25 protein-coding genes, 3 tRNA genes and 1 pseudogene are annotated in these 22,583 nt (G+C 58.9%); 23 read left to right on the forward strand and 6 right to left on the reverse strand.

All coding sequences use genetic code 11. The annotated features are described in order from the left end of the window. Nucleotide 1 precedes the first annotated feature (1 nt). From uvrC to FFS12_RS12875, 13 genes are all read left to right on the forward strand, one after another. Nucleotides 2-1,825 carry an excinuclease ABC subunit UvrC gene (gene uvrC / locus FFS12_RS12815; protein WP_137887255.1) on the forward strand — a complete coding sequence of 608 codons (1,824 nt, stop codon included), beginning with the start codon at nt 2-4 and terminating at the stop codon, nt 1,823-1,825. A 33-nt stretch (nt 1,826-1,858) separates the two neighbouring features. Then, nucleotides 1,859-2,428 (forward strand): CDP-diacylglycerol--glycerol-3-phosphate 3-phosphatidyltransferase, encoded by a 570-nt coding sequence (gene pgsA / locus FFS12_RS12820; RefSeq protein WP_137887174.1) that lies wholly within the window; start codon nt 1,859-1,861, stop codon nt 2,426-2,428. Between the two features lie 55 nt (nt 2,429-2,483). Then, nucleotides 2,484-2,559 (forward strand) — tRNA-Gly (locus tag FFS12_RS12825). Between the two features lie 43 nt (nt 2,560-2,602). Continuing rightward, nucleotides 2,603-2,676, forward strand: a tRNA-Cys gene (locus FFS12_RS12830). A 190-nt stretch (nt 2,677-2,866) separates the two neighbouring features. Beyond that, nucleotides 2,867-2,953: transfer RNA gene (locus FFS12_RS12835), tRNA-Leu, on the forward strand. A 161-nt stretch (nt 2,954-3,114) separates the two neighbouring features. Continuing rightward, complete coding sequence (locus FFS12_RS12840; RefSeq protein ID WP_137887175.1) at nt 3,115-4,422, forward strand: integrase arm-type DNA-binding domain-containing protein; 1,308 nt, start codon at nt 3,115-3,117, stop codon at nt 4,420-4,422. 76 nt (nt 4,423-4,498) lie between these two features. After that, nucleotides 4,499-5,341 (forward strand): hypothetical protein, encoded by an 843-nt coding sequence (locus FFS12_RS12845; RefSeq protein ID WP_137887176.1) that lies wholly within the window; start codon nt 4,499-4,501, stop codon nt 5,339-5,341. An 80-nt stretch (nt 5,342-5,421) separates the two neighbouring features. Continuing rightward, nucleotides 5,422-5,676, forward strand: a complete 255-nt coding sequence (locus FFS12_RS12850; RefSeq protein ID WP_137887177.1) for an AlpA family transcriptional regulator — start codon at nt 5,422-5,424, stop codon at nt 5,674-5,676. Continuing rightward, nucleotides 5,673-6,029 (forward strand): hypothetical protein, encoded by a 357-nt coding sequence (locus FFS12_RS12855; RefSeq protein ID WP_137887178.1) that lies wholly within the window; start codon nt 5,673-5,675, stop codon nt 6,027-6,029. The genes FFS12_RS12850 and FFS12_RS12855 overlap by 4 nt, the downstream gene beginning before the upstream one ends. 3 nt (nt 6,030-6,032) lie before the next feature. After that, nucleotides 6,033-7,100, forward strand: a complete 1,068-nt coding sequence (locus FFS12_RS12860; RefSeq protein WP_137887179.1) for a toprim domain-containing protein — start codon at nt 6,033-6,035, stop codon at nt 7,098-7,100. 55 nt (nt 7,101-7,155) lie between these two features. Beyond that, on the forward strand, nt 7,156-9,000 hold the full coding sequence (locus FFS12_RS12865) for a DUF927 domain-containing protein (RefSeq protein WP_137887180.1): 1,845 nt from the start codon (nt 7,156-7,158) through the stop codon (nt 8,998-9,000). A gap of 317 nt (nt 9,001-9,317) precedes the next feature. Next, the gene (locus FFS12_RS12870; RefSeq protein ID WP_137887181.1) at nt 9,318-9,767 is read left to right on the forward strand and encodes a hypothetical protein; all 450 of its coding nucleotides are present in this window, start codon (nt 9,318-9,320) and stop codon (nt 9,765-9,767) included. Continuing rightward, nucleotides 9,760-10,995 carry a site-specific integrase gene (locus tag FFS12_RS12875; protein ID WP_137887182.1) on the forward strand — a complete coding sequence of 412 codons (1,236 nt, stop codon included), beginning with the start codon at nt 9,760-9,762 and terminating at the stop codon, nt 10,993-10,995. The genes FFS12_RS12870 and FFS12_RS12875 overlap by 8 nt, the downstream gene beginning before the upstream one ends. A gap of 247 nt (nt 10,996-11,242) precedes the next feature. Here the strand turns inward: FFS12_RS12875 and FFS12_RS12880 are convergent, their stop codons facing one another. The 3 genes from FFS12_RS12880 to FFS12_RS12890 form a co-directional block, all read right to left on the reverse strand. Beyond that, nucleotides 11,243-11,968: a retron system putative HNH endonuclease gene (locus FFS12_RS12880; RefSeq protein WP_137887183.1), complete on the reverse strand. Its 726-nt coding sequence runs from the start codon at nt 11,966-11,968 to the stop codon at nt 11,243-11,245. After that, the gene (locus FFS12_RS12885; protein WP_137887184.1) at nt 11,965-13,329 is read right to left on the reverse strand and encodes an AAA family ATPase; all 1,365 of its coding nucleotides are present in this window, start codon (nt 13,327-13,329) and stop codon (nt 11,965-11,967) included. Before FFS12_RS12885 ends, FFS12_RS12880 begins: the two co-directional genes overlap by 4 nt. A gap of 323 nt (nt 13,330-13,652) precedes the next feature. Next, a complete protein-coding gene (locus FFS12_RS12890; RefSeq protein ID WP_137887185.1) occupies nt 13,653-13,847 on the reverse strand; it encodes a hypothetical protein in 195 nt (64 codons plus the stop codon). 407 nt (nt 13,848-14,254) lie between these two features. Here FFS12_RS12890 and FFS12_RS12895 point away from each other — a divergent pair, with 407 nt between their 5' ends. Continuing rightward, nucleotides 14,255-15,073 carry a DUF2971 domain-containing protein gene (locus FFS12_RS12895; RefSeq protein ID WP_137887186.1) on the forward strand — a complete coding sequence of 273 codons (819 nt, stop codon included), beginning with the start codon at nt 14,255-14,257 and terminating at the stop codon, nt 15,071-15,073. A gap of 1,020 nt (nt 15,074-16,093) precedes the next feature. Here the strand turns inward: FFS12_RS12895 and FFS12_RS20390 are convergent. Further along, nucleotides 16,094-16,180: pseudogene (locus tag FFS12_RS20390) on the reverse strand (integrase); the annotation flags it as partial. 338 nt (nt 16,181-16,518) lie between these two features. Between FFS12_RS20390 and FFS12_RS12905 the strand changes: the two are divergent. From FFS12_RS12905 to FFS12_RS12925, 5 genes are all read left to right on the forward strand, one after another. Next, nucleotides 16,519-16,815, forward strand: a complete 297-nt coding sequence (locus FFS12_RS12905) for a hypothetical protein (protein ID WP_137887187.1) — start codon at nt 16,519-16,521, stop codon at nt 16,813-16,815. A 55-nt stretch (nt 16,816-16,870) separates the two neighbouring features. Next, nucleotides 16,871-17,239, forward strand: a complete 369-nt coding sequence (locus tag FFS12_RS12910) for a hypothetical protein (protein ID WP_137887188.1) — start codon at nt 16,871-16,873, stop codon at nt 17,237-17,239. Nucleotides 17,240-17,299: 60 nt separating this feature from the next. Next, nucleotides 17,300-17,512: a hypothetical protein gene (locus FFS12_RS12915; RefSeq protein ID WP_137887189.1), complete on the forward strand. Its 213-nt coding sequence runs from the start codon at nt 17,300-17,302 to the stop codon at nt 17,510-17,512. Between the two features lie 455 nt (nt 17,513-17,967). Next, entirely contained in the window at nt 17,968-18,288 is a 321-nt protein-coding gene (locus FFS12_RS12920) for a phage holin, lambda family (protein WP_137887190.1), read from the forward strand. After that, on the forward strand, nt 18,285-18,611 hold the full coding sequence (locus tag FFS12_RS12925) for a lysozyme (protein WP_137887191.1): 327 nt from the start codon (nt 18,285-18,287) through the stop codon (nt 18,609-18,611). Before FFS12_RS12920 ends, FFS12_RS12925 begins: the two co-directional genes overlap by 4 nt. 40 nt (nt 18,612-18,651) lie before the next feature. Here FFS12_RS12925 and FFS12_RS20220 read toward each other — a convergent pair whose 3' ends face one another. Then, nucleotides 18,652-18,777 (reverse strand): hypothetical protein, encoded by a 126-nt coding sequence (locus tag FFS12_RS20220; RefSeq protein WP_256657379.1) that lies wholly within the window; start codon nt 18,775-18,777, stop codon nt 18,652-18,654. Here FFS12_RS20220 and lysC point away from each other — a divergent pair. The 4 genes from lysC (at nt 18,776) to galU (ending at nt 22,014) form a co-directional block, all read left to right on the forward strand. Beyond that, a complete protein-coding gene (lysC, locus tag FFS12_RS20475; protein WP_218568977.1) occupies nt 18,776-19,102 on the forward strand; it encodes an Rz1-like lysis system protein LysC in 327 nt (108 codons plus the stop codon). The genes FFS12_RS20220 and lysC overlap by 2 nt on opposite strands. A 199-nt stretch (nt 19,103-19,301) precedes the next feature. Continuing rightward, the gene (locus FFS12_RS12930; RefSeq protein ID WP_137887192.1) at nt 19,302-19,640 is read left to right on the forward strand and encodes a hypothetical protein; all 339 of its coding nucleotides are present in this window, start codon (nt 19,302-19,304) and stop codon (nt 19,638-19,640) included. A 126-nt stretch (nt 19,641-19,766) separates the two neighbouring features. Next, on the forward strand, nt 19,767-21,128 hold the full coding sequence (locus FFS12_RS12935) for a UDP-glucose/GDP-mannose dehydrogenase family protein (protein WP_137887193.1): 1,362 nt from the start codon (nt 19,767-19,769) through the stop codon (nt 21,126-21,128). 46 nt (nt 21,129-21,174) lie between these two features. After that, nucleotides 21,175-22,014, forward strand: a complete 840-nt coding sequence (gene galU / locus FFS12_RS12940) for a UTP--glucose-1-phosphate uridylyltransferase GalU (protein ID WP_137887194.1) — start codon at nt 21,175-21,177, stop codon at nt 22,012-22,014. 69 nt (nt 22,015-22,083) lie between these two features. On the opposite strand, the gene FFS12_RS12945 is transcribed toward galU, so the two are convergent. Beyond that, nucleotides 22,084-22,506, reverse strand: coding sequence for a VOC family protein (locus FFS12_RS12945; protein ID WP_137819805.1), 423 nt, complete (start codon nt 22,504-22,506; stop codon nt 22,084-22,086). Between the last annotated feature and the right edge of the window lie 77 nt (nt 22,507-22,583).

The raw sequence follows: 22,583 nt of genomic DNA on the forward strand, positions 1-22,583 counted from the left end.
GATGGCTGAACCGTTCGACTCCAGCGCCTTCCTCGCCACCTGCAGTGGGCGGCCTGGCGTGTATCGCATGTTCGATGCGGACGCCAAGCTGCTCTATGTGGGCAAAGCGAAAAACCTGAAGAAACGCCTCGCCAGCTATTTCCGCAAGACGGGGTTGGCGCCGAAGACCGCCGCATTAGTGGTCAAGATCGTTCAGATCGAAACTACCATCACCGCCAACGAGACCGAGGCGCTGCTACTTGAGCAGACGCTGATCAAGGAATGGCGACCGCCGTACAACATCCTGCTGCGGGACGATAAGTCCTACCCCTACGTGTTTCTGTCCGACGGTGACTATCCGCGCCTGAGCATTCATCGTGGCGCCAAAAAGCAGAAGGGGCGCTACTTCGGGCCTTACCCGAGCGCCGGGGCCATTCGTGAAAGCCTCAGTTTATTGCAGAAGACCTTTTTGGTTCGTCAGTGCGAAGACAGCTACTTCAAAAACCGCACCCGGCCTTGCCTGCAATATCAAATCAAGCGCTGCAAAGGCCCCTGCGTCGGTTTGGTCGATCCCGCCGAGTACGCTCAGGATGTGCGGCACTCGGTCATGTTCCTCGAGGGGCGCAGCAATGCCCTGACTGACGAGTTGTCCAGTGGCATGGAGCAGGCGGCCGTGAACCTCGAGTTTGAGCGTGCCGCCGAACTGCGCGATCAAATTTCCCTGCTGCGGCGCGTACAAGATCAACAAAGCATGGAGGGCGGCACAGGCGATGTGGACGTTGTCGCGGCCATGGTCAACCCGGGGGGGGCTTGCGTACACCTGATCAGCGTGCGCGGCGGGCGCGTGCTGGGGAGCAAGAACTTCTACCCGCAGGTGGCCATTGAAGAAGATGTCAGTGAAGTGCTGGCAGCGTTTCTGGCGCAGTACTACCTGAGCAGTCATGAGCGCGATCTGCCTAGCGAGCTCATCGTCAATGCCGGCCACGACGATTTCCCCGCGTTGATCGAGGCGATTTCAGCGTTGCGGGGGCGGGAGCTGAGTATCAGTCACCGCGTGCGTGGCACCCGGGCGCGCTGGCAGCAGTTGGCGGTGACCAATGCCGAGCAGGCGCTCGCGTCGCGCCTGGCCAATCGTCAGCACCTCGCCGCGTGTTTCGATGCTTTGGCGCAAGCGTTGGATCTGGATGAGCCACCGCAGCGGATGGAGTGCTTCGATATCAGCCACTCCAGCGGTGAGGCGACTGTTGCCTCCTGCGTGGTGTTCGGCCCAGAAGGGCCGCTTAAATCCGATTACCGCCGCTACAACATCGAAGGAGTCACGGCGGGCGATGACTACGCCGCCATGCACCAGGCGCTCACTCGTCGCTTCAGCAAGGTTAAGGATGGCGAGGGCAAGCTGCCGGATATCCTTCTGGTGGACGGTGGTAAAGGGCAGTTGGCGATGGCGCGAGAGGTGCTGCAAGAGTTGGCGGTGCCGGATCTGATCTTGCTCGGGGTGGCCAAGGGCACAACCCGCAAGCCCGGGCTGGAAACCCTTTACCTGAATGATGCGGCCCACGAGTTCACCTTGCCGGGCAATTCACCTGCGCTGCACCTGATCCAGCAGATTCGCGATGAATCGCACCGTTTTGCCATTACCGGGCACCGTGCGCGGCGTGGTAAGGCGCGCCGTACTTCCAGCCTGGAAGAGGTCGCCGGAGTAGGGCCGAAGCGCCGGCGTGAGTTGCTCAATCATTTCGGCGGCCTGCAAGAGCTGGCGCGCGCCAGCACCGAAGAAATCGCCAAAGCACCCGGGATCAGTAAAAAGCTCGCCGAGCTGATTTATGCCGCCCTGCACAGCGAGTAGAATGCCGGCTCACCTCGCAGCCTAGTCGTGCCGATGAATATCCCCAACCTGATCACCATACTGCGCGTCCTGCTGATCCCGATCTTTATTTTGCTGTTCTATCTACCGTTCTCGTGGAGCTATCTGGCCGCCAGTGCGGTGTTTGGTTTTGCTGCCATCACTGACTGGCTCGACGGCTATCTGGCTCGCCGCCTGGAGCAAAGCACGCCGTTTGGGGCTTTTCTCGATCCGGTGGCGGACAAGCTGATGGTGGCTGTAGCGCTGGTGTTGCTGGTGGAGGAGCACGCCACTCTCTGGCTGACCTTGCCGGCGGCCATCATCATTGGCCGAGAGATTGTCATCTCGGCATTGCGTGAGTGGATGGCCGAGTTAGGTGCGCGGGCGCATGTGGCGGTATCTAACCTGGGCAAATGGAAGACTGCTGCGCAGATGGTGGCGCTGGTGATCTTGTTGGCTAACCCGCCATTGCTGACGGTCTGGGTGGTACTCGGTTATGTACTGCTGATTGTCGCGGCGGCGCTGACGCTGTGGTCCATGGTGCAGTACCTGATCGCCGCCTGGCCGCACCTCAGCCCAACCGCGAAAAATAATAAGCTTTTTTGAATCAAGGGGTTGACGGGGTGTTTGGATTCTATAGAATGGCGCCCGTCACCAAGACGCGGGAATAGCTCAGTTGGTAGAGCACGACCTTGCCAAGGTCGGGGTCGCGAGTTCGAGTCTCGTTTCCCGCTCCAATTTGTTGACGTTGACGCCGCAGTTTGCGGCGTCTTCGTTTGAGGCCGGGTGGCAGAGTGGTTATGCTGCGGATTGCAAATCCGTCTATGCCGGTTCGATTCCGACCTCGGCCTCCATTATAGATAAGCCCCGTAGATCTTTGATCTACGGGGCTTTTTCTATTGAGGTGGATGTTCCTTCCGCGCTCAATTTGTAGCCGTTGAAACTTGCGTCGCAGGGTAGGGCTGTATATATTCCTGCGCTCGCCATGGGGCGCGGATGTCGATTCTGCCGCAAGCACCCATAGCCAAGATTTACCGTTCTACCGCCCGGATGGCGAAATTGGTAGACGCAAGGGACTTAAAATCCCTCGTTCGTAAGGACGTGCCGGTTCGACCCCGGCTCCGGGCACCAATAGCAAGATTTCAGATGCTCCCATATGCACCTGAAACCCAGACAAACCGGCCTTCGTGGCCGGTTTTTTTGTGCCTGTATGATTTCAGATGTTCCTGTACAACCCCTGATTTTAGGGATACGTTTAGGGATATGTCTGGTTCGACAAGGAACGTATCCCTATGGCGCGCACTGTTACCCCTCTGACAGACCCGAAATGCGAGGCCGCGAAGCCGCGAGAGAAGGACTACAAGCTGTTTGATGGTCAGGGCTTGTACCTGTTGGTTAAGCCTACTGGTGTGAAGTCCTGGCGATTCAAATACACCAAGCCAGACGGCCGGGGCGGCCTGACTGCCTTTGGCAATTACCCGGCGCTGACTCTCAAAGGTGCCAGGGCTCGGCGAGCCGAGGCGCTGGAGCTGTTGGCCAACGGGCTTGATCCTGTCGAGCAAGCGCGCCAGGTGAAGATCGATGAAGCCGCAGAGAGCACGAATACCTTTGAGGCTGTAGCGCGGGACTGGCACGCCCGAATGGGCAAGTGGTCGAAAGACCATGCCGCTCGGGTACTGAAAGAGATTGAGGCCGACCTTTTTCCTGTGCTCGGTAAGCGCTTGGTCTCTGAGCTGAAAACTCGCGATCTGCTGGCGGCACTCAAAGCTGTAGAGAAACGAGGGGCGCTTGATCTGGTTGGCCGTCTGCGTCAACGCATCGTCGGCATCATGCGTGTGGCTGTTCAGCACAACCTGATTGAGTTCAATCCAGCATTAGATTTGATCGGTGGCACAGTTAGTCCCAAGACTACGCATCGGCCAGCCTTGCCGTTGGATCGACTGCCGGAGTTGATAGGGCGCATTGAGGCCGATGGCGGGCGCCCGCTGACCCGGTTGGCCACCATGTTGACGCTGCTGGTGTTCGTTCGCTCCAGCGAGTTGCGTTTTGCCCGCTGGCCTGAATTCGACTTGAAGCGCGCAATCTGGACCATGCCCGGCGTGCGTACCGAGATTGAAGGGGTTAAGCGCTCGCACCGTGGAGCCAAGATGGGTACCTCGCATCTGGTGCCGTTGTCCCGCCAGGCTTTAGCCATTGTCGAGCAGGTGCAACACCTTACCGGCCGCTTTGATTTGGTTTTTGTTGGCGACCATTACCACCACAAACCCATGAGCGAGAACACGGTAAACAAGGCTCTGCGGCGTATGGGGTACGACACCAAAACCGAAATTTGCGGCCATGGTTTCCGCTCAATGGCGTGCAGCGCGTTGGTTGAGTCTGGCCTATGGTCGCGCGACGCAGTAGAGCGGCAGATGAGTCACCAAGAGCGCAACGGGGTTAGGGCGGCCTACATCCACAAGGCCGAACACATTGAAGAACGGCGGCTGATGATGCAGTGGTGGGCCGACTATATGGACGCCAACCGCGAGCAGCATGTGACGCCGTATGACTTCGCCCATCGGGGCGGAGCTAACGTCGTCGCTTTGAGCAAGCGGGCCTGATCCACCCGACATCAAACTAACCCGCAGGCATAGGGATAACGGCCAAAGACACGGGCAAGAGACAAGAGGTAGTGCTGTGAGTAGTGATATCAAAGAAAAAGCTGTGGATGGTTACATCGAAGAGCACAAGGCCATCGAAACGCTGGTAGATCTGACTGGTAAGAGAATCACCACTGAAAACATGGAGGAGTGTGCTCGCCGAGGCATTGTCCCCGCCTACATGCAGTTCATGCCGAAGAACAAAGATTTGTACAACGGAACGTCCTTTCATCTCGTATATGACGATGCTATCGAATACGGCAACCTGGCTAACCTGACAACCCGTGACCCAGGAGGACTCGAAGGTGAGGAATGGGCGGTATTGCCGTTTCCACTACCAAGCGACGGGCTAGTAAAAGCCAATAACGGCTGGGTTTATCGGGTTTTCGTGTCCCGAAATGACGGCCGTTTGGAGCCGGTAACTGAGCAACACTACGTCAGGGTTTATGCCGATCAGGAGGTCAGGCAGGCAGCTAAGAACGTGAAGCGCTATCTGTCTAAGGGCGACGTTCGACGAATCAATCACGGTTGCTGCCAAACATGGGAGGACCCGGGCGATTATGACATGGACTTAAAAACCGTATGGATTATCGGCCCCTTCGCTGATTGCGAAAGCGCCGTAACCGTAAAAACGAAAAGTCCCGAACGCCCACTAGACCCCCGTGAGCGCACAAGTCTGTATCTGATCATCGCTGCTTTAGCCAATAAAGCGGGCTACCCACTGGTGGATAATCCCAATAGGGCAGAAGCCATGCTGAAAGACGATTTAGCCGCTATTGGTATCTGCGATGATTTGAACGGAAAAGGAACGGCAAAGAAATTTTTTGTAGAGGCCGCAGAAGCAGCTAAAAATGCCCGAACGCGTGCTAATGAGAAATGATTTTTCCTATTAGGACACGCGCTTAGGCTAGTGGTATTGAATCCGCTCCGTGACAACCACATGGACACGGAAGCGGATAAATGCACCCAAACACCACCTCTCCAAGTAAAGGGCTGATCCGTCAGCCCGCCCTCTGCCAATGGCTGGACGTGACCCGCTCCGGCCTCGCCAAACTCAAGACGAAAGACCCAACCTTCCCCAAGCCCATCAAGGATGGCGACGCCCGCCAGGCAGCAGCCTATTACGTTGTGGCCGAGGTCGAAGCCTGGCTGCAATCCAAGATTGCCGCGCGGGACAAGACCCAGGCCGACAGCTCCGAGGGCGCGAAAAAATGAGTGCTCCCAACTACTGGCGGGAACTGATCGCAACCCCGACGGCATCCACCGCAGACAACCTGCCTGAGCAGGCCCGCAGCCTTGAATGGTTAGCCTGTATTGCCGAGTGCCAGGGCGAGCGGTTGAGTTCCGGTATCGCCGCCATCGGCGAACTGTTGGATGGCGCCGCAAGTGCCAACCGCCTAGACGAAGGTGTCGCCGTCGATATTTGCTTGATGCTGGCGGCTTTGGCTGGGCTGTCAGCACAGTTGGCGGCCCTGACCTGTAACGCGAACAGCGCATTGGCCGGCATTCGCGCCACCGCGAATCACCGCCCGGCAACTCCCCACCTGTCACCCGTAAGCCAGGAATAACCCATGAGCTATTTTCAACAGCGCCGCGAGGCGTTGCCGGGATCGGCTTGCCTGAAGAAAGCCCGGATAGTCGAGGATATACGCGCAGTGGCCGCCGTCGCATTGCAGCACGCCGCCGCATTGGTGCCTGAACTGCTGCCGGAAGGCACCCGCAAGGGCAGCGAATGGCATGCCCGCAACCCCACGCGAGCCGACCGGCAGGCCGGGAGCTTTTCGGTTTCGCTGCTAGATGGACGTTGGCATGACTTCGCGTGCGGTGACGGTGGGGGTGATTTGGTATCGCTGGCCGCCTACTTGGCTGGCGTGAATCAGGCGGACGCCGCTTGCGACCTGGCCCGCCGACTGGGGCTGCGCCTAGACGCGCTGGAGGGGCGGCAGAGCACTGGCGATAGTCACGACGATGGCCAACGTCGGCGGCTTGCGGTGGCAAGACTGGAAGCCGAGCAGCGCACCGCCCGAGAGGCCGCCGACAAACTCAGTAAGCAACAGGTCGCCGCCAACTTTGCCCGCCGGCTCTGGCAGGCCAGCGCCGCCGCCCACCCGGCGCACGGCTATCTAGTCGCGAAGCGGCTGCAACCCCACGGCCTGCGCGAGCATCGCGGCGAACTGCTTGTGGCGCTGATCAACACGGCGGGCGATCTGGTGAACCTGCAACGGATCGGCCCCGATGGCGGCAAGCGTTTCCTGTTCGGTGGCCAGGTGCTCGGGGCCTTCCACTTGCTGGGCAGAGTCGAGCCGGGGCGGCGCTTGTATGTCTGCGAAGGATGGGCGACCGGGGCCACGTTGTTTGAACACTACGAGGGGGCCGACGCCGTGGCCTGCGCTATGAATGCCGGCAACTTGCGCCCGGTGGCGCAGGCCCTGCGCGCCAAGTACGGCAGCCTGATAGAGCTTGTAATTGCCGGCGATGACGACCGCCTGAGTGACGGCAACCCCGGCCGCGCGGCCGCCGATGCCGCCGCCCTGGCAGTTGGGGCCATGGTGGTGTTCCCCGATTGGCCGGCGGGTACGCCGCTGGAGCTTTCCGACTTTAACGACCTGCATTGCTGGGATGCCGACCATGACCGATAGGGCAAGTCAGTCGGTGCCGTTCGAGGCATTCGGGGCTGCTGGTCAGGGGGAAGCCATGCCCAGCGGAAAGCGGCCGAGCAAACTGACCAGCAAGCCCGTGCCCAAGAAACGCAAGGTGAAGATCAAGCACCCCACGGTCACACCCGCCCGGCCGAGTTGGGCCACCTACTCCATTTGGGTGCAGACGCGGCAGGGCCACATCCTGGCCCCCGGTCTCTATTTTCACGGCATCCGCGACGATGCGGAAACAGACACGCTGGTTTGCTCGCCGCTGGAGGTGTTGGCCATTACCTGCGATGAGCGCGGGGAGAACTTCGGTCGGCTCCTTCACTTGCTGCCCAAAGGGGCTAGCGCTTGGAAGCAATGGGCCGCACCTATGGAGATGCTGGCTGGTGACGGAGCCGAGCTGCGCGCGGTACTGCTCAACATGGGCGCGACCATCCCGCACAAGCAGCGGCAAGCGCTGATGGACTACCTGATGAGCAGCAGCCCGGAACGCCAAGCCATGGCGGCCACGCGCACCGGCTGGCATGGCCCGGCTTTATTCGTCATGCCGCGCCGGGTGATCGGCGGCGGCGACGTGGTGTTTCAGTCGACCGAGGCCGGCGGCCATGAGTACGACACGGCCGGCGACCTGCCCGGCTGGCAAGCCGAGGTGGCCGCCCGCTGCCTGGGCAATCCGGTGCTGATTCTCGCCGTCTGCGCGGCCCTGGCCGGGCCGTTGCTGACCCTGCTCGACGCCGACGGCGGCGGCTTCCACCTGCTGGGCGACAGCTCCAGTGGCAAAAGCATTGCGCTGGCCGTGGCCGCCAGTGTGTGGGGCAAGCCGCGCGATTTCCTACGCACTTGGAACGCCACCAGCACAGGCCTGGAAGGCGTGGCCACGCTGCGCAATGACACCCTGCTAGTGCTGGATGAAATCGGCGAGGCCAAGCCCCAGGACGTGGGCGGGATCATTTACGCCCTGGGTAATGGCACCGGCCGGCAGCGCGGCAAGGTATCGGGGCTGCCGCGCCAAGTGCAGAAGTGGCGGGTCATGGTGCTGTCCAGTGGCGAGCTGACCATGGGCAAGCACATGGAAAGCGCCGGGATGCGCAGCAAGGCCGGCCAAGAGCTGCGCCTATTGGACGTGCCCACCTATCGCCGCTATGGCGCCTATGACGATTTGCACGGCTTGGGCCTGCCCCATGATTCGGCGAGCGAGGATGGCCGCAAGGGCGCCGGCCGGGCATTCGCCGACATCCTCAAGCGCGCGACAGCGAAACACTACGGCCAGCTTGGGCCGGACTTTGTCGAGCTGCTGGTGACACGTGCGCAGGCGGCCGAGGCAGATGCAGCCACCGAGCTGGAAGCCTTGTTCGCCGACATGCGCCAGGGCTTCCCCGTGGGCACCGGGCAGGATGCGCGTGCGGCGGCGCGATTCGCTATCGCCGCCCTGGCCGGGGAACTGGCCATACAGGGAGAGTTGCTGCCGTGGCCGCAGGGCACCGCCATCGCCGCAATGCGGGAACTGTTCGGTGCCTGGGCTGAGTTTCGAGGCCGTGGTCAGTCCGAAGACGCCAAGATCATCCGGGCAGTGTCCACCTTCATCGACCGACACGCCGCCCGCTTTGCCAGCATCGACGGCACCGATAGCGCAGCGGTGCATGACCGCGCCGGTTGGTATCGCACCCATGGTGAAGGGCGCTTGTACCTGTTCACTCCGCACGCACTGGCGGACGCCGCCCAGGGTTTCGATACGCGGCGCGTGCTGGCCTGCCTCGACAATGTCGGCGCCATCGCCGAGCGCGACAACGACCGCGACGGCCGCTTGACCAAGCGTGTGCGGGTCAAAGGTGAAGGCATCGCGCGGGTTTACGCCGTCAATCCCGCCGCCTTGCTGGCCGCCATGGAGGAATAGCCATGGTGTGCCAGAACTCTCCGACCAGAAAGCCCAGGGTCACACCGGGAACAAGCCGCCAGGGGCAGCAGGCACGGGCCTTTGCAGGTAACTCTGCTGGGTCACAGGCCGGGAACACACCGGGAACAACCGGGAACAGTGCTCTGTTCTTTTGTTCCCGGTGTTCCCCATCAAATCCTTTACCGGGAACAGCTACAGGCCCTGCTATTGCTGGCAGTTCCCGGTGTTCCCGGTGTGACCCAGGCCAACAGCAGGTAGCGCGCAGTAGCGGGCCGGCGAAAGCGGCGGGACTCGACTTGGCCGCCCTGGGTGCATTCGTGCGGCAGTCGCTGCCCAGCACCGCCAAAGCAGAGGGCGGCAGTACCTCGAACCTGCCCGCTGCGCAGTGGCTGGAATTACTGGCTGCCGTGCTGGGTTGCTCGCCCGGCTGGCTGCTGGAAAGCGGCCGGTTGGATGCCGATGACCTCGCCGCGCGCGGCCGTATCAGTGATGTCGCCCGGCTAATCCGCTCGCATGGTTGGACACCACCGCCACGCCCGCAGCATTCGCCGGCACCGGCCACCGACTCAAGCATCGCCGCAGCAGTGCCGGCGGCCTGGTTGGCTGCCCGTGACACCTATCTGAGCCACGTCATGGTGTGTCGCGCCTGTCGGGCCCACCTCGCCAATTCCCCCACGCACTGCTCGGCCGGCGCCGAGCTGCGCGCGCAATACGACCAACAAACCACCGACCACCTCATTTCAACCCTGGAGGCTCCACATGCCTAAAACCGTAAGCGTCACCCTGTCCGAAGCGGCCATCAAAAAGCACGCAGGCGACGGCGAAGTCGCAGAGTTGCGCGACACCATGCGCCCGATCCGCTTTCGTTACCGCAAGAGCCGGGAGCGGGGCAGCTTCTTTGTTGTCCACAGCTCCAAAGGGAAAGCCTACTGGCATAAGGTCGGCAACTACCCCGACCTGCCTGTTAAGGCGATGTTGTCCATCCTGCCCGAGGTTTTGAAACGCTTGGCAGTGGAGCCACGGCATGGGGCACTGGCCACGACTGGGTGGTCTACCGTGGGCGATGTGCTGGAGTGGTATGCACAGCGCGTCGCCAACGACGGCAACCTGAGCAAGAACCGAAAAGCCACCGCGCGCTCGGCCGTGAAATGCCAGCTCATCCCATGCCTGGGCGCTGTGCGCTTGGTCGAACTGAACCGCGCCACACTGGACACCCAGTTGATGTGGCCGCTGCAATCGCAGTACAGCGTGGCGCATGTTCGGTTGGTATTCGGCGTGCTCAAGGTCGCCATCAAGCAAGCGACCAGCCTGGGGTTAATTGGCATCAATCCGTTGGCCGGGGTGACCTTCACCGACTTCATCAAGACCAAGATCAAGCCCAAGGACGCCCGCCTGCGCCCAGCCGACTGTGTGCGCCTGCTGGAGCAGTGGGCCGCGCGCTACACCCGCGAACGAAACGGGGTCGGCCTGGCGGTGCTGATGCTGGCCCACGGCACGCGGATCGGCGAAACCCGCCAAGCCAAGTGGCGGCACTTCGACCTGGCTGGACGAACCTGGCATATCCCTGCCGTCGATACCAAGACCAAGAAAGCCCACACGCTGCCGCTCACTGCCCAGGCGTGCGCGTTCCTGAGTCGCTACCGGGCGAGCCAACTTGCCACCGGCTATGACGGCGCCTATCTGTTCCCCGGCGTGCAGGGCAGGCCCTTTAGCGAAATGCAGGCGCAACTGGCGTTTACCGCGTTGTCGGGCGAGGAATGGACAAGTCACGACCTGCGGAAAACAGCCCGCACGGCCTGGGCTGACCTGGGCGTCGATTACCTAATTGGCGAGCTGTTGCTGAACCATGCGCTGAAGGCCCTGGACGTGACCTACATCCACACCACTGCCGAGGCGCAAAAGCGGCAGGCCCTGGAGCGCTGGCATGCCTGGCTCGATGAGCGCGGCTTTGCGGCCCTGCACAGTCCTGCCGAGGGTCGCACAGCCAGGACATAACCAAGACATGTCCAGTCCAGCCCCTACCGCCCGAACCAGTGGCGGCGGGGCTGGGCGACGGCTTCGAAATTGATTACAGGGGAGTAGGTTTTAGAAACTGGCAAAGTGCCTACTTGCAGACTGCTGCCTTGTATTTACTGAGCTAGCACATTTGCCTCACATGATCACTGACTGACATTTCGCGTTCGGTCTGATCAGCTTGCCATTACCACACATAGCTAGACTGACTAGGGAAGAGTCGCAGCCTTCACACAAGCTCGGGTGAATGCTCTTGCAGGGTCGTCTCAGCAATTTGGCCGAAGAGCTGACGTGTGAGACTGAAAAATCGTTGAAGTCGGTTGTTGATAGGGACCAGTTCAATTACGGCCCAGCTCTCAAGACTCCACCCTTTCGCCTCGTGTTCTTGGAATAGCTCGTCCATTTCATCCCACCACTGACGTCGACGTGTGATCAAGTAGGGGCTGTTAAGGTTGAGAGTGTCGATAGTGTGTTGTGCGCACCCTCGCTCATGGGCCCCTGAAACGGGACTAGGTACGATGCGGCCGTCGGACAAGTAAGCGAAGAAGCTAGCGGTATCTGGTTGGTGGCAGGAAACGAAAAGATTGATGTCACACCCTTGCTGTTTTCCCGGTGCATGGCCTCCAAAAGCCGCGTGCCCCTGTACCTTGAGCGTTTGCAGACCATTTACGATATCAAGGGCACTGGCAGCAAGATTGCTGTAATCAAAAGTGCGTGGCGGGTTCTGACTTTTATTTTCCACATGCTCAATGTGATAACCAAAGCCTTCCTCATCTGCGCGCAACTCGCTGTAGCAGCATAAATGGTACTGCTCATCCAGCAGGAATCGTAGAACTTCATCTTTGTGACCAAAACTACTCCAGCGGCTCGTTGCCTGCTGGCTGGTTGCTGGTGGATTGTTGTGTGCCCGATTTAGGTGGTAGCCACCATCGCCAACCTTGGAAATACTCCTCATCCCTTCAGCGCCTCTTGGCGTTGGATGCTGCGCTCAAGCCGCAGCAGTTGAGGGTGTTGTTTGCCGAGTGCCTTGCTTAGACTTTGCATGAGAAGTTTTGCTTCTTGAGTCTTGTAGCGGCCTAAGTCCACCCATTCAGTCAACCGCTGCAAGTCAGCCTTTTCGCTAACTGGCGGCTGCGGGTCAACCATCATCACGCTATGCAGCACGTCTCCGCTGGGCTCACCGTAGGTCATCGCGAGTGGAGAAGCGGCAATGATCTTGCCGTTTGCATCCGGGCCGATAATACGGATGTTCTCTCGCTTGACGGTGCTTAACACTTGGGGGCTATGGGTGGTAACGATGAATTGCGTGCCAGGGAATGTACGTGTTAGATCGGTAAGAACATGTTGCTGCCACGCAGGGTGAAGGTGCAGATCAACTTCATCGATGAGTGCGATAGCTGGCAAGTCCAGCGGATTCAGAGCCTCTTTGGTGCCAACACCAATCTGGTTATTCGCTTGCGCCATGCGGCGCGCAAGATCCATCACCAAGCCCAGCACGACCCTGTAACCATCACTCAATTCGCTTATTCGGAGCGTACGAGTCACGCCGTCTGGCATTTTCCGGTCAATAACGAAGCGCACTGGTCGAATTTCGGTGCGCGGATTGCTGAAGCCATCTGGCAGCATGCGCACGATTGCATCCCGCACAAGCTGGAGCTCGGGTAGACGATAATCAAAATCACGGAGTGATTCCCTCTCGCGTCGCTCTTGGTCCTCCATCGCATTGAACCACTCAAATGCAGCCCGAAAACGCGAGTCAGGCTCTAGGGCTCCAGCCAACGCCTCAAAACGTGAGAATTGTTTCTTGAAGCCTCTCCTACGTTGAACCTCGTCACGAATTGCGCGATTCGTGCCGTAGTAGGCAATGACTGGCAGGAAATATGGTGAGTCTTCAGCTGCCGCTTGAACTAGAGCCAGGGTGTACTCGTTGAGCTGCTTCACGCCAAGCGCGAGAGAGTCTTGGAAACGGTCAGACAGTGCTTTTTTTATTTTGGTGGCAGTCACTGCACTATCACGTCTGCGACCGCCTGACCAGACTATATCTTTGCCTTCCCTGCTTTTCGCTTCCCATACAAGCATCGTGAAAGGTTCACGACGCTCCCGCTCATTAAGGCGGATATCAGAGTCCTTGATAGTCAGGCCCGTGATGCCGGGGAGCTTGGTAAGGTAACGGCCAAAACCTATTGCAATTGCATCAAGAATAGCCGTCTTGCCGGCCCCGTTCTCCGCAATGATGACGGTCAGCTTTGGGTCAAACTCAACATTCAACTCATCAAAGCAGCGGAAGTCGCGCAGGCTTAGACGTTCAAGCCTCATAAAAGCTCTCCTTTGCACTGCTCTGGGAGGAGGGTGCACAAATCAAGATACTGTTGACCATCAAGTTAGGCCTGATGCGCGCTCTCTGGCGACGTCAGTCCCACGCTTCACGCAGCGCGCTGTCCGTCGTGGCGATGGCCAGAGTGGAATCATCGTGTAGTTTTTTTCGAAGCCATAGTCAGAGTTATCAGAACATACGCGCACTTAAGCAGACAACATTACCATCTATGGCGAGATCACTCTCCAGAAGGAAGGTGCCCGTGCACGGTTGCCTGCTTTGGCCTCTAGCATGCAGGCGCTTGGTCAAGTTATTCAGTCCCTCCTCAGAAGACTGGGTCCCTCTGGTAGAGTTTTTTTCCATTACGGTCGTCAGGCCCGCGCGGTTCGCGAATTTTCCAGCCCGGCGAAATCGGTGCCCTTTGTCCACCTTTTTTGACCAAAAAACACGCAACCTGAGCACTTAACATGTTGTTTTTCTTCACCTCTGTCAGCGCAAGAAAAGGCGGCAAGGTGGACATGCCAAGCGCACTGAATCCTAATCTAGCACGCGACAACCAGTGTGGTTGCTGGGCTCCGGTTTGGCCTGGGTGCGTAATTGCATCGCACTTGACCTCCCATTTGCATTGCCACTGACCAGTCAATTGCATTCGACTTGACCAGCACACGCCGCAGTGACGACCGGCAGAGAACGGCCCAGGCTGTGTGAAAACGTTTTGAGTGCCAAGCGCTGATCAATCAATGATCAAATTTGATGCTCTCTCGCGGACTATATGCAAGCTGGCTCGAATAACTTCTGCAGATTTCGCGTGGCAGCGCGAACCTCAGAATTGAGCGGGAGTTTTCACACAGCCTGGGCCAGCAGCGGACGGTGGACAGGCTGATAGCGAAACAGTAGCGTCAGGATTTTATTTAGGCATTTGAACCCATGTCACCGCCGCTGCGCCTCTACAAGTACGAGGCCTTTACCGCACAGTCGCTTCAGAACCTGAAGGACCAATTGATCTATTTCGGTTCCCCGCTCGCTTTCAATGACCCTTATGACTGCGCGCTTTCACCGCGCATTAAGGAGCCAACCGACGTCGATGTTGAGAGAGTGCGAAGTCACTACTTAGCGAAGCCCGAAATCGAAAATAGGGTTCGGCGAGAGTTCGAGACGGCATCCCCGGCTGCACTTCGGCATATGCTCCTTCGCATAGGTCAGAACACCTTAGATGACATGATCACAAAGTTTCTGTCACAGCGTGGGGTCACCTGCTTTTCAGAGAAGAGGGACAGCCTGTTGATGTGGTCTCACTACGGAGATCATTGCAAAGGTTTCTGCCTGGAGTTCTCAACCTCGGCCGATCCATTTCACAAAATTAAGAAGGTCCGCTACACGCAAGACATGCCTGTTATCGACGTCGTTCCGATGCTGTGCGATGAAGACTACGACCCTGTAGTCGATCTTTATTGCACCAAAGCGATCGATTGGGCATACGAGCACGAGTGGCGTGCTATTCATAGCCAAGCCGGCACGGCGTATCGGTATCCGTCCGAATCACTCACCGGCATCTACCTCGGCCCGGACATGCCCTTCACTGCATTTGAGATCATCGCGTTAGTTCTCGCAGGGCAAAACGAACACGTTCAGCTCTGGCAGGGTTCTCGTAGCAAGTCTAACTTCTCGGTTGAATTTCGGCCCGTAACATACACGTCGCATCTGGAAGCAAAGCGACTAGGACTGCTGGGGACAGCAGATGCCTAACCGGTCACTCAAGTCGACACCCCTCGGCCCACGACTCAGCCCTAACGTTTCGCACTGTCTGCTTTGGGTCCAGGCGGTGTGAAAACTCCTGCTCAATTCTGAGGTTCGCGTTGCTACACGAAGTCTTCAGAGGTTACCCGCGAAATTAAGAAAATGAGTAGAGCCAAGGAGGCAGGTTAGTAAGCCTGGGGGGAGCTAGGGTCGGACGTGTGGGGTGTGAGCCAGGGTCAGAGATGACGTAGTGGTTAGCCTCCCTAGCCGCTGACTTGTGCTTGATGTGTGCCGAGCTGGGCAGGGGTATCGGGTGGCGACAACCGAGAGTATTTATCAAAAGGTACTCCCGGCCCCCACCCCCATAGAGGGTAATTCGGGGCCCGCGCGTTCGCTGTGTACGACCCATTTTCAGTGGTTGGTTGTTGTGTAGTGATGCTGAATATCTCGATTGCCCGCCAGCTAACACAGGCAGGCCAATCCGTTCAGCAGAAAACCTAGGATTTTCCTCGAAAGCCCTTGATTGACGGGGCATCGAGCGAGTGGCCGAACCGACTGCGAGGTGGTTAAAAACATACCTTCGGGCCGCTAAATTTTTCGGGCCGCCTAGCCCTAAACACAACAACTGATGCGCCCAGTAGGTAGCAAGGTCATTATTTGCCGGGGCCATGTAGAGCAAGCGATGCGGGGTTGTGCCAGTGTTACGGTGACTCAGCTTTTTTGTGCCCGTAAAAGAGGGGGCTCCACTGTATAAGCGCATATGTCGGTTCGTTACGCGTCACGATGAAGGGGGTAGTTTGTGATTTAGGGATACGTTTAGGGATACGTCCTCACTTGCCTACTGGATACTCCCAGTGAATACTTGGGATACGCATCACTGTTCGACCCCGGCTCCGGCACCATTTAAAATCAAGGGCTTACAGGCGATTTCGCATGTAGGCCCTTGTTAGTTTATGGGCCGCAATTAATGACTTGGGCCGCAATTCATCGCGTCGGGGTTACTTTCTTGCCCTTACGCTCGCGGATGTACTACTCGGTCATGACGACGGTGGTATGCCCAAGTTGATCCCTGGCTTGCATGATATCGCCACTGGATTCGGCTTTGTCCGGAGCTGCTGGACGCTTACTGATTGGGCCTGATCGTCGTGTCATGACGAGATCGATCGCCGCCCGCTAAGCGACTGGAAGGATTTCACCAGTCGCCTGCAGGACGAGAGTGACCCACTGCGCTACATCGAAGCCCAGGCCATCTGGGGCCGCACGCGGATCAGCAGCGAGCGGACCGATACCGTCGACAACATCGCCTTCGTCTTCTGCGGGCATACCGTGCTGTGCAAACCCGCCCAATTGGGCAATCACCTATTCATCGACACCGGCGCCGTGTTCGGTGGACGGCTGACCATGGTGAATCTGACGAACTTCCACTACGTCCAAGCCGCCAGGGAGGGTTCTGAATGAGCCAACTGCCCACGGAAGAGCAAGACCAGATGGCGCTGATCGAGTGGTTCGACCTGCAGTACCCAACGCTGATAGGGCGCCTGGCTGCATCCGCTGGCGGGGCCTGGATGAAGATGCGCACCGCCTGCCGGCAGAAGGCTGCCGGTAACCGTAAGGGCTTTCCTGACCTGAACCTGCTGAATCGAGGCGTCCGGGTACGTTCGGCGCAAGGCCACGGAGATCGACGAGAGCGGCAAGGAGATCACCTACAGCCGCCTTGTGTTCGCTCCTGGTGTGAAAGGCACTCGCCCTGACAGCACAAGATCGACTGGCGGTTGCGTCCACCTGACTATCGCCGGTCGAGTTCAAATGGCCATCGGCACACTCCGCTCTGACATCCGTGCTTTTGGAAACTGGCTGTACAGCCCTGTCCCGACTGCAGAGGATCGAGAAACCGCCGAGGAAATCGTTTTCCATGGCGCCTATCGCGCTCTCGTCCAGGCTGGCGGCCGCATGACCAGGGCGAAGTGGCAGAAGGCCGAGTATGTGGCCAAGGGCGTGCTCTATCGCTACCGTCGCATGCACCAGGGCGGGCAGAGTGCATGCGAAGACCCGCTAGCGAGCCCCGAGGCATTCCGCGCCGCGTTGCTGGAAACCGACGACCTGAAGTTATCTTCTGAACAGTGGGGGCAGGGAGTGGGGTGGTTTCATCCAGCTATGCTTCGACGGGTGCCATGATCTGGACAAGCTGGCGCTAGCCCCGGTGGCGGCGGTCATTGGCGAGATGAAGGAGGCAGCGTGAATCACTTGGATTTATTGAAGGAGGACGTCAGGCAGAGCGTCGATGCACAGGGAGTGGCTCTTTTGTCCGGCATGGTGATCACCGATGTAGGTGCTACCGCAATTGCTGGTCAGCTACGCCTCCACTGCATCTACTTGAAGAAGGAAGATCGTTACGAGTTCGGGAGAAATATGTACCGAGCAAGCTCGCCGGACCGCGTCATACGGTAGACGTTGTAACGTATTAACAGAAATGTCCGGTTCGCTCATAGTTTTTCCCATCCTGTCGTTCTTTCCTCTGAAGAAAACGATCTTAAAAAGCCCGGCCCACGTGTCGGGCCTTTGTTATGCTTATGGTGTAGGTGAGAACGCAGACTGATGCGCAAGAGGATAGCAAGGAGACGTGGGGCGCGTTCCCAAGGGTACACGGTTAGAAAGATCTCCTGTGTGAGATCCACCCCTTATGCCGTGTGAAGCAGAAGAACTCATAAATCTTCTGCGAGATGCCTGATAAACCTTGTAAGCCGGAGACCAGCGCCGGCCACCTACTTTGAATTCCAAGCCCGCCATGTGCGGGCTTTTTTATTTCTGCTTCACGTTGGCACTCCCTCTCGCTAGTTCCTTTGCCCGCCCTCACTGCGGGCTTTTTTATTCACCAAGCGGCCCATGCGGCCAGGAACGGAGCCATGAAAATGGATCACGGCCTAAACCTGTGGGCGGCATTTATCGCCTGGGTGGCCACACACCACCGTCAGCTATACGCCTTCGGTTTGTCCGTGCTGATTGCCGTGGTACGCGTGACCCACGGCCGTGGCGGGTGGCGCCAGATGGTCATGGAGGGCGCCTTGTACTACCTGGCCATACTGACCCTGGTTCCGCTGCTGGCGCACTTCGGCCTGCCTGACTCAATGGCCACCTTCGCGGGTGGTGCGGTCGACTTCATGGGTGTCGAGAAGCTGCGCGATTACGCAAATCGCTTGATTGGCTGGAAGGTCGAGCAGGTATGAACACCAGTGACGCTGGCCTCGCCCTGATCCAGGACTTCGAGGGCCTGCGCCAGACCGCCTACCGTGACAGCGTGGGCGTGTTGACCATCGGCTGGGGTCATACTGGCCCGGACGTGGTGCAGGGCATGACCATCGACCGCGCCGAGGCTGAGCGTCTGTTGCGTGATGATCTGCATGACGCCGAGCGCGCCATTCAGCGCCTGAAAGTCCTCAGCCTCATCCCCCATCTGGGTATGGGCACTGCTCGCAGTCGCCGCCATTGTCGGCCTCCAAGAGCTGCGCATCAGCTGGAAGGAAAGCGCGCTGACTTCGGCTGTAGCTGATCTGGCTACGGTCGAAGCCGCAAACGCTACGTTGTCCGCATCACTTATCAGCCTGCGCAATACCGGCAAGCCGCTCCGCGAGAACATCACCGAATCCCAGGTCAAGCAGGCCGACACCAAAACGGCCGTCCGCCAGCACGACCAGAAAGCCGAGGCCATCAAGCATGAGAGCAAGCCTGTACGCGATTGGGCTGACACTGCTTTGCCTGCTGACATTGCCCGGCTGTACCAAAGGCCAGCCATTTCTGGTGCAGACGACTACCATCGATACCTGTCAGCCCCCGACAGCGTGCAGCCTGCCAGCGGAAAGCCCGCTGAGTAACGGCGACCTGGAAGGGAAGGAGCTCCGGGCACCACTATTCATAAGGGTTTCAGGAATGCACCCCTGTTTTTCTGAAGCCTTGAAGTTTTCTGTCAGTCACCGGTCAATCACCGCACTAGAAAAGGTGATAAGCAGAGCGCCTGATCGATGGCGGATTCGGCCGCGATAATTAACACCACCCCTTGGCGTTACGCCCTTCATTTTTCACTCCCTTGATCACCAATCTGGTTTTCCGTTTCTCGGATTACATCTTTAAGCTCCACATGCTTTCATGAACCTCATGGGCATGTTGCTGGCCTAAACCCATGATGCCGACCCAAGGCGGAATTCGAGTAACGATGAGGATTGGCTCTTAGCGAAGTGAAGAGATGAGCAAACGCACTACTGTACTTCTAGCGCTATCAGCGTTCGTAGCCTCTGCAGCCTTTGCTTATGAGCCGGCCGACGAACTGCGCTCTGCGCCAATCACCCGGATCTACATAAGCCCCGGCGCCAGCGGAAGTATCGGCACTTCGAGCCGCTATGAGCGCTACGACAACTACGGCGGCTATCCTGTGCCCAGCGGTGGGTACACGAACGAGCGAAGCTTTCAGGGCAGCGGCTCCTCGCAAATCAGGGGAAATGTCACCCAGAGCATCGAGTACCCGGGCGTCGGGGAGTTCCAGCGCCAGCCCGGCAGCCGCACTGTAGAGGTCAATAGGCGGTAATAGCCGCTCGCTCCGAGGCTTGTTCCGATCTGCCCAGGGCTTCTTGTCACGCCGCTGTCGCACCCCCGTCACACGCTTGCCACCGCTATTCGCTGCAATCACTGCAACTCATCTGGAGGTGCGGCGATGCGACTATGCGTAATCGGAGCAGGGTATGTTGGGTTGGTGACGGCGGCCTGCTTTGCCGAAATGGGCAATCGGGTGGTCTGTGTCGAGCGCGATCCGTTCCGTGTGGCGCGCCTCTCGCGTGGCGAAGTGCCAATCTATGAGCCTGGGCTGGAGGCCATGCTCAGGCCCCATCTCGCCAGTGGCCAACTGAGTTTCGCTCAGCAGCTTGAAGAGGGCGTCAAACAGGCGGAAATCGTCTTTATCGCCGTCGGTACGCCGAGTGGAGAGGATGGCTCGGCCGATCTGTCGCATGTGCTGGCGGTAGCCGATCAGTTGGGGGCGACGCTCAAGCAGGCTTGCGTGGTGGTGAATAAATCCACGGTGCCGGTCGGTACGGCCGAGCGGGTGGCGCAACTCATCAATGCTCGTCTGGCTGGTCGCGGGCTGGCATTCAGGGTGACGGTGGCGAGTAACCCGGAGTTTCTCAAGGAGGGTTCGGCGGTCGAAGACTTTATGCGCCCTGACCGCGTGGTGTTGGGCTGTGATGACGCCGAAACCGCCGAACTGCTGCGCCGGCTCTATGCGCCATTCCTGCGCAACCACGAACGGGTACTGAGCATGGGGGTGCGGGCTGCAGAATTCAGCAAGTACGCGGCCAATGCTTTTCTGGCCACGAAAATCTCCTTTATCAATGAGATGGCCGGGCTTTGTGCACGTCTGGAGGTCGATATCGAGGAGGTGCGCCGTGGCATTGGCAGCGACAAGCGCATTGGTACGCACTTTATCTATGCCGGTTGCGGCTACGGCGGCTCGTGTTTTCCCAAGGATGTTCGCGCGCTGATCCGCAGCGCCGAGCAGGAAGGCTTCGAGCCCGCCATTCTGCGGGCCGTAGAGGCACGCAATGCCCTGCAGAAAACCGTGCTGTTCGAGTCGCTGCAGGAGCACTTTGCCGGGTATCTGCAAGGTCGGGTGGTGGCGCTCTGGGGGCTGGCTTTCAAACCGGGCACCGATGATTTGCGCGAGGCGCCCAGCCTGGTTTTGCTCGAGGCCTTGTTGGCCGCCGGGGCACGGGTGCAAGCCTGTGATCCAGTGGCTATTGCCGGCGTCGCGGCCCGCTATCCACAGGCATTGGCCAGTGGCCAGCTGTGCTTGAGTGAATCGCCGTATACCGCAGCAGAAGGGGCCGATGCGCTGGTGTTGGTGACGGAGTGGAAACAGTTCCGTCAGCCGGACTTCTTGCGGATTCGTGGCCTGATGCGCATGCCGGTGCTGCTCGATGGGCGCAATATCTACGATTCCCGGGAACTATCTGCGCTAGGTTTTCTCTATCGAGGCATTGGTCGGCCAGTGGCGGGCCATTGTAAGGCGAGTGCGGCGTGATTAGACTGCGCGGCACAAAAGTACGACCCCTCCTTCAAGGATTCACATGATCAAGAAATGCTTGTTCCCGGCTGCCGGTTACGGTACTCGCTTCCTGCCAGCGACAAAGGCCATGCCCAAGGAAATGCTGCCGGTGGTGAACAAGCCGCTGATCCAGTATGGCGTCGAAGAAGCCCTCGAGGCGGGCTTGTCGGAAATCTCTATCGTGACCGGCCGTGGCAAGCGCGCGCTGGAAGACCATTTCGACATCAGCTACGAACTCGAGCATCAGATCAAAGGCACGGATAAAGAGAAGTACCTGGTTGGTATTCGTCGTCTGATCGACGAGTGCAGCTTCTCCTACACCCGTCAGGTGGAAATGAAAGGCCTCGGACACGCGATTCTCTCCGGTCGTCCGCTGATCGGCGATGAGCCCTTTGCCGTGGTGCTGGCGGATGACTTGTGCGTCAACCTAGACGGCGATGGCGTACTGACCCAGATGGTCAAGCTGTACAACCAGTTCCGCTGCTCGATCGTGGCGATTCAGGAAGTACCGCTGGAAGACGTATCCAAGTACGGCGTGATCGCCGGCGAGATGATTCGTGACGACATCTACCGTGTGAACAGCATGGTCGAGAAGCCCAAACCCGAGGATGCTCCGTCCAACCTGGCGATTATCGGGCGCTACATCCTGACCCCGGATATCTTCAAATTGATCGAAGAAACCGAGCCAGGCAAAGGCGGTGAAATCCAGATCACCGATGCGCTGATGAAACAGGCCCAAGATGGTTGCGTGCTGGCCTATAAATTCAAAGGCAAGCGTTTCGACTGCGGCGGCGCCGAAGGCTATATCGACGCGACCAATTTCTGCTTCGAGAACTTCTACAAAACCGGCAAGGCTTACTGATCGAGCCTCTTGCTGAACTGAAAGAGCCACCTTCGGGTGGCTTTTTTGTTGTGCGGAAAGACACCTGTATCAAGGAATCGGCATCGCCTCGGAACCTGGCCCGAGTGGTTGGCCATAGCTGAACTCGACATAGTTGCCGGCCGGGTCGCGCAGGCCGCAGTAGTAGCCGACCGGGTAGGGTTCCTCGCGCGGCGCCCAGATCAAGCAGCCCGCAGCCTGGGCTTGCGCGGCGATCGCCTCGACCTGCTCGCGGCTGTCCACGGCAAAACCAAAATGGCTGTAATCGTCTTCGGCCAGCTGCCGTGCCTGGCCGCCGGGCATGATCACGAAAATAAACTCATGTTCCTTGCCGGGCTCAGCCAGCCAAACAATCCGTGAGCCTTTGCCGGCGCGCTCATGGATCACCCGCATCCCGCAGAACTCTCTGTAGAACTGCACGCAGGCCTCAAGGTCGGGGACATGCAGGGCGAGATGGGTCAGCGTGCGGCGCATGCTTTTTCCTCCTGACGTATTGTTCTCAGTCTAGGCCCAAGCGCTGCGCTGGTGGGCGATTGGGGTATGCTGGCGGC

The sequence above is a fragment of the Pseudomonas sp. 2FE genome, from assembly GCF_005503735.1.
Lineage (GTDB): Bacteria > Pseudomonadota > Gammaproteobacteria > Pseudomonadales > Pseudomonadaceae > Aquipseudomonas.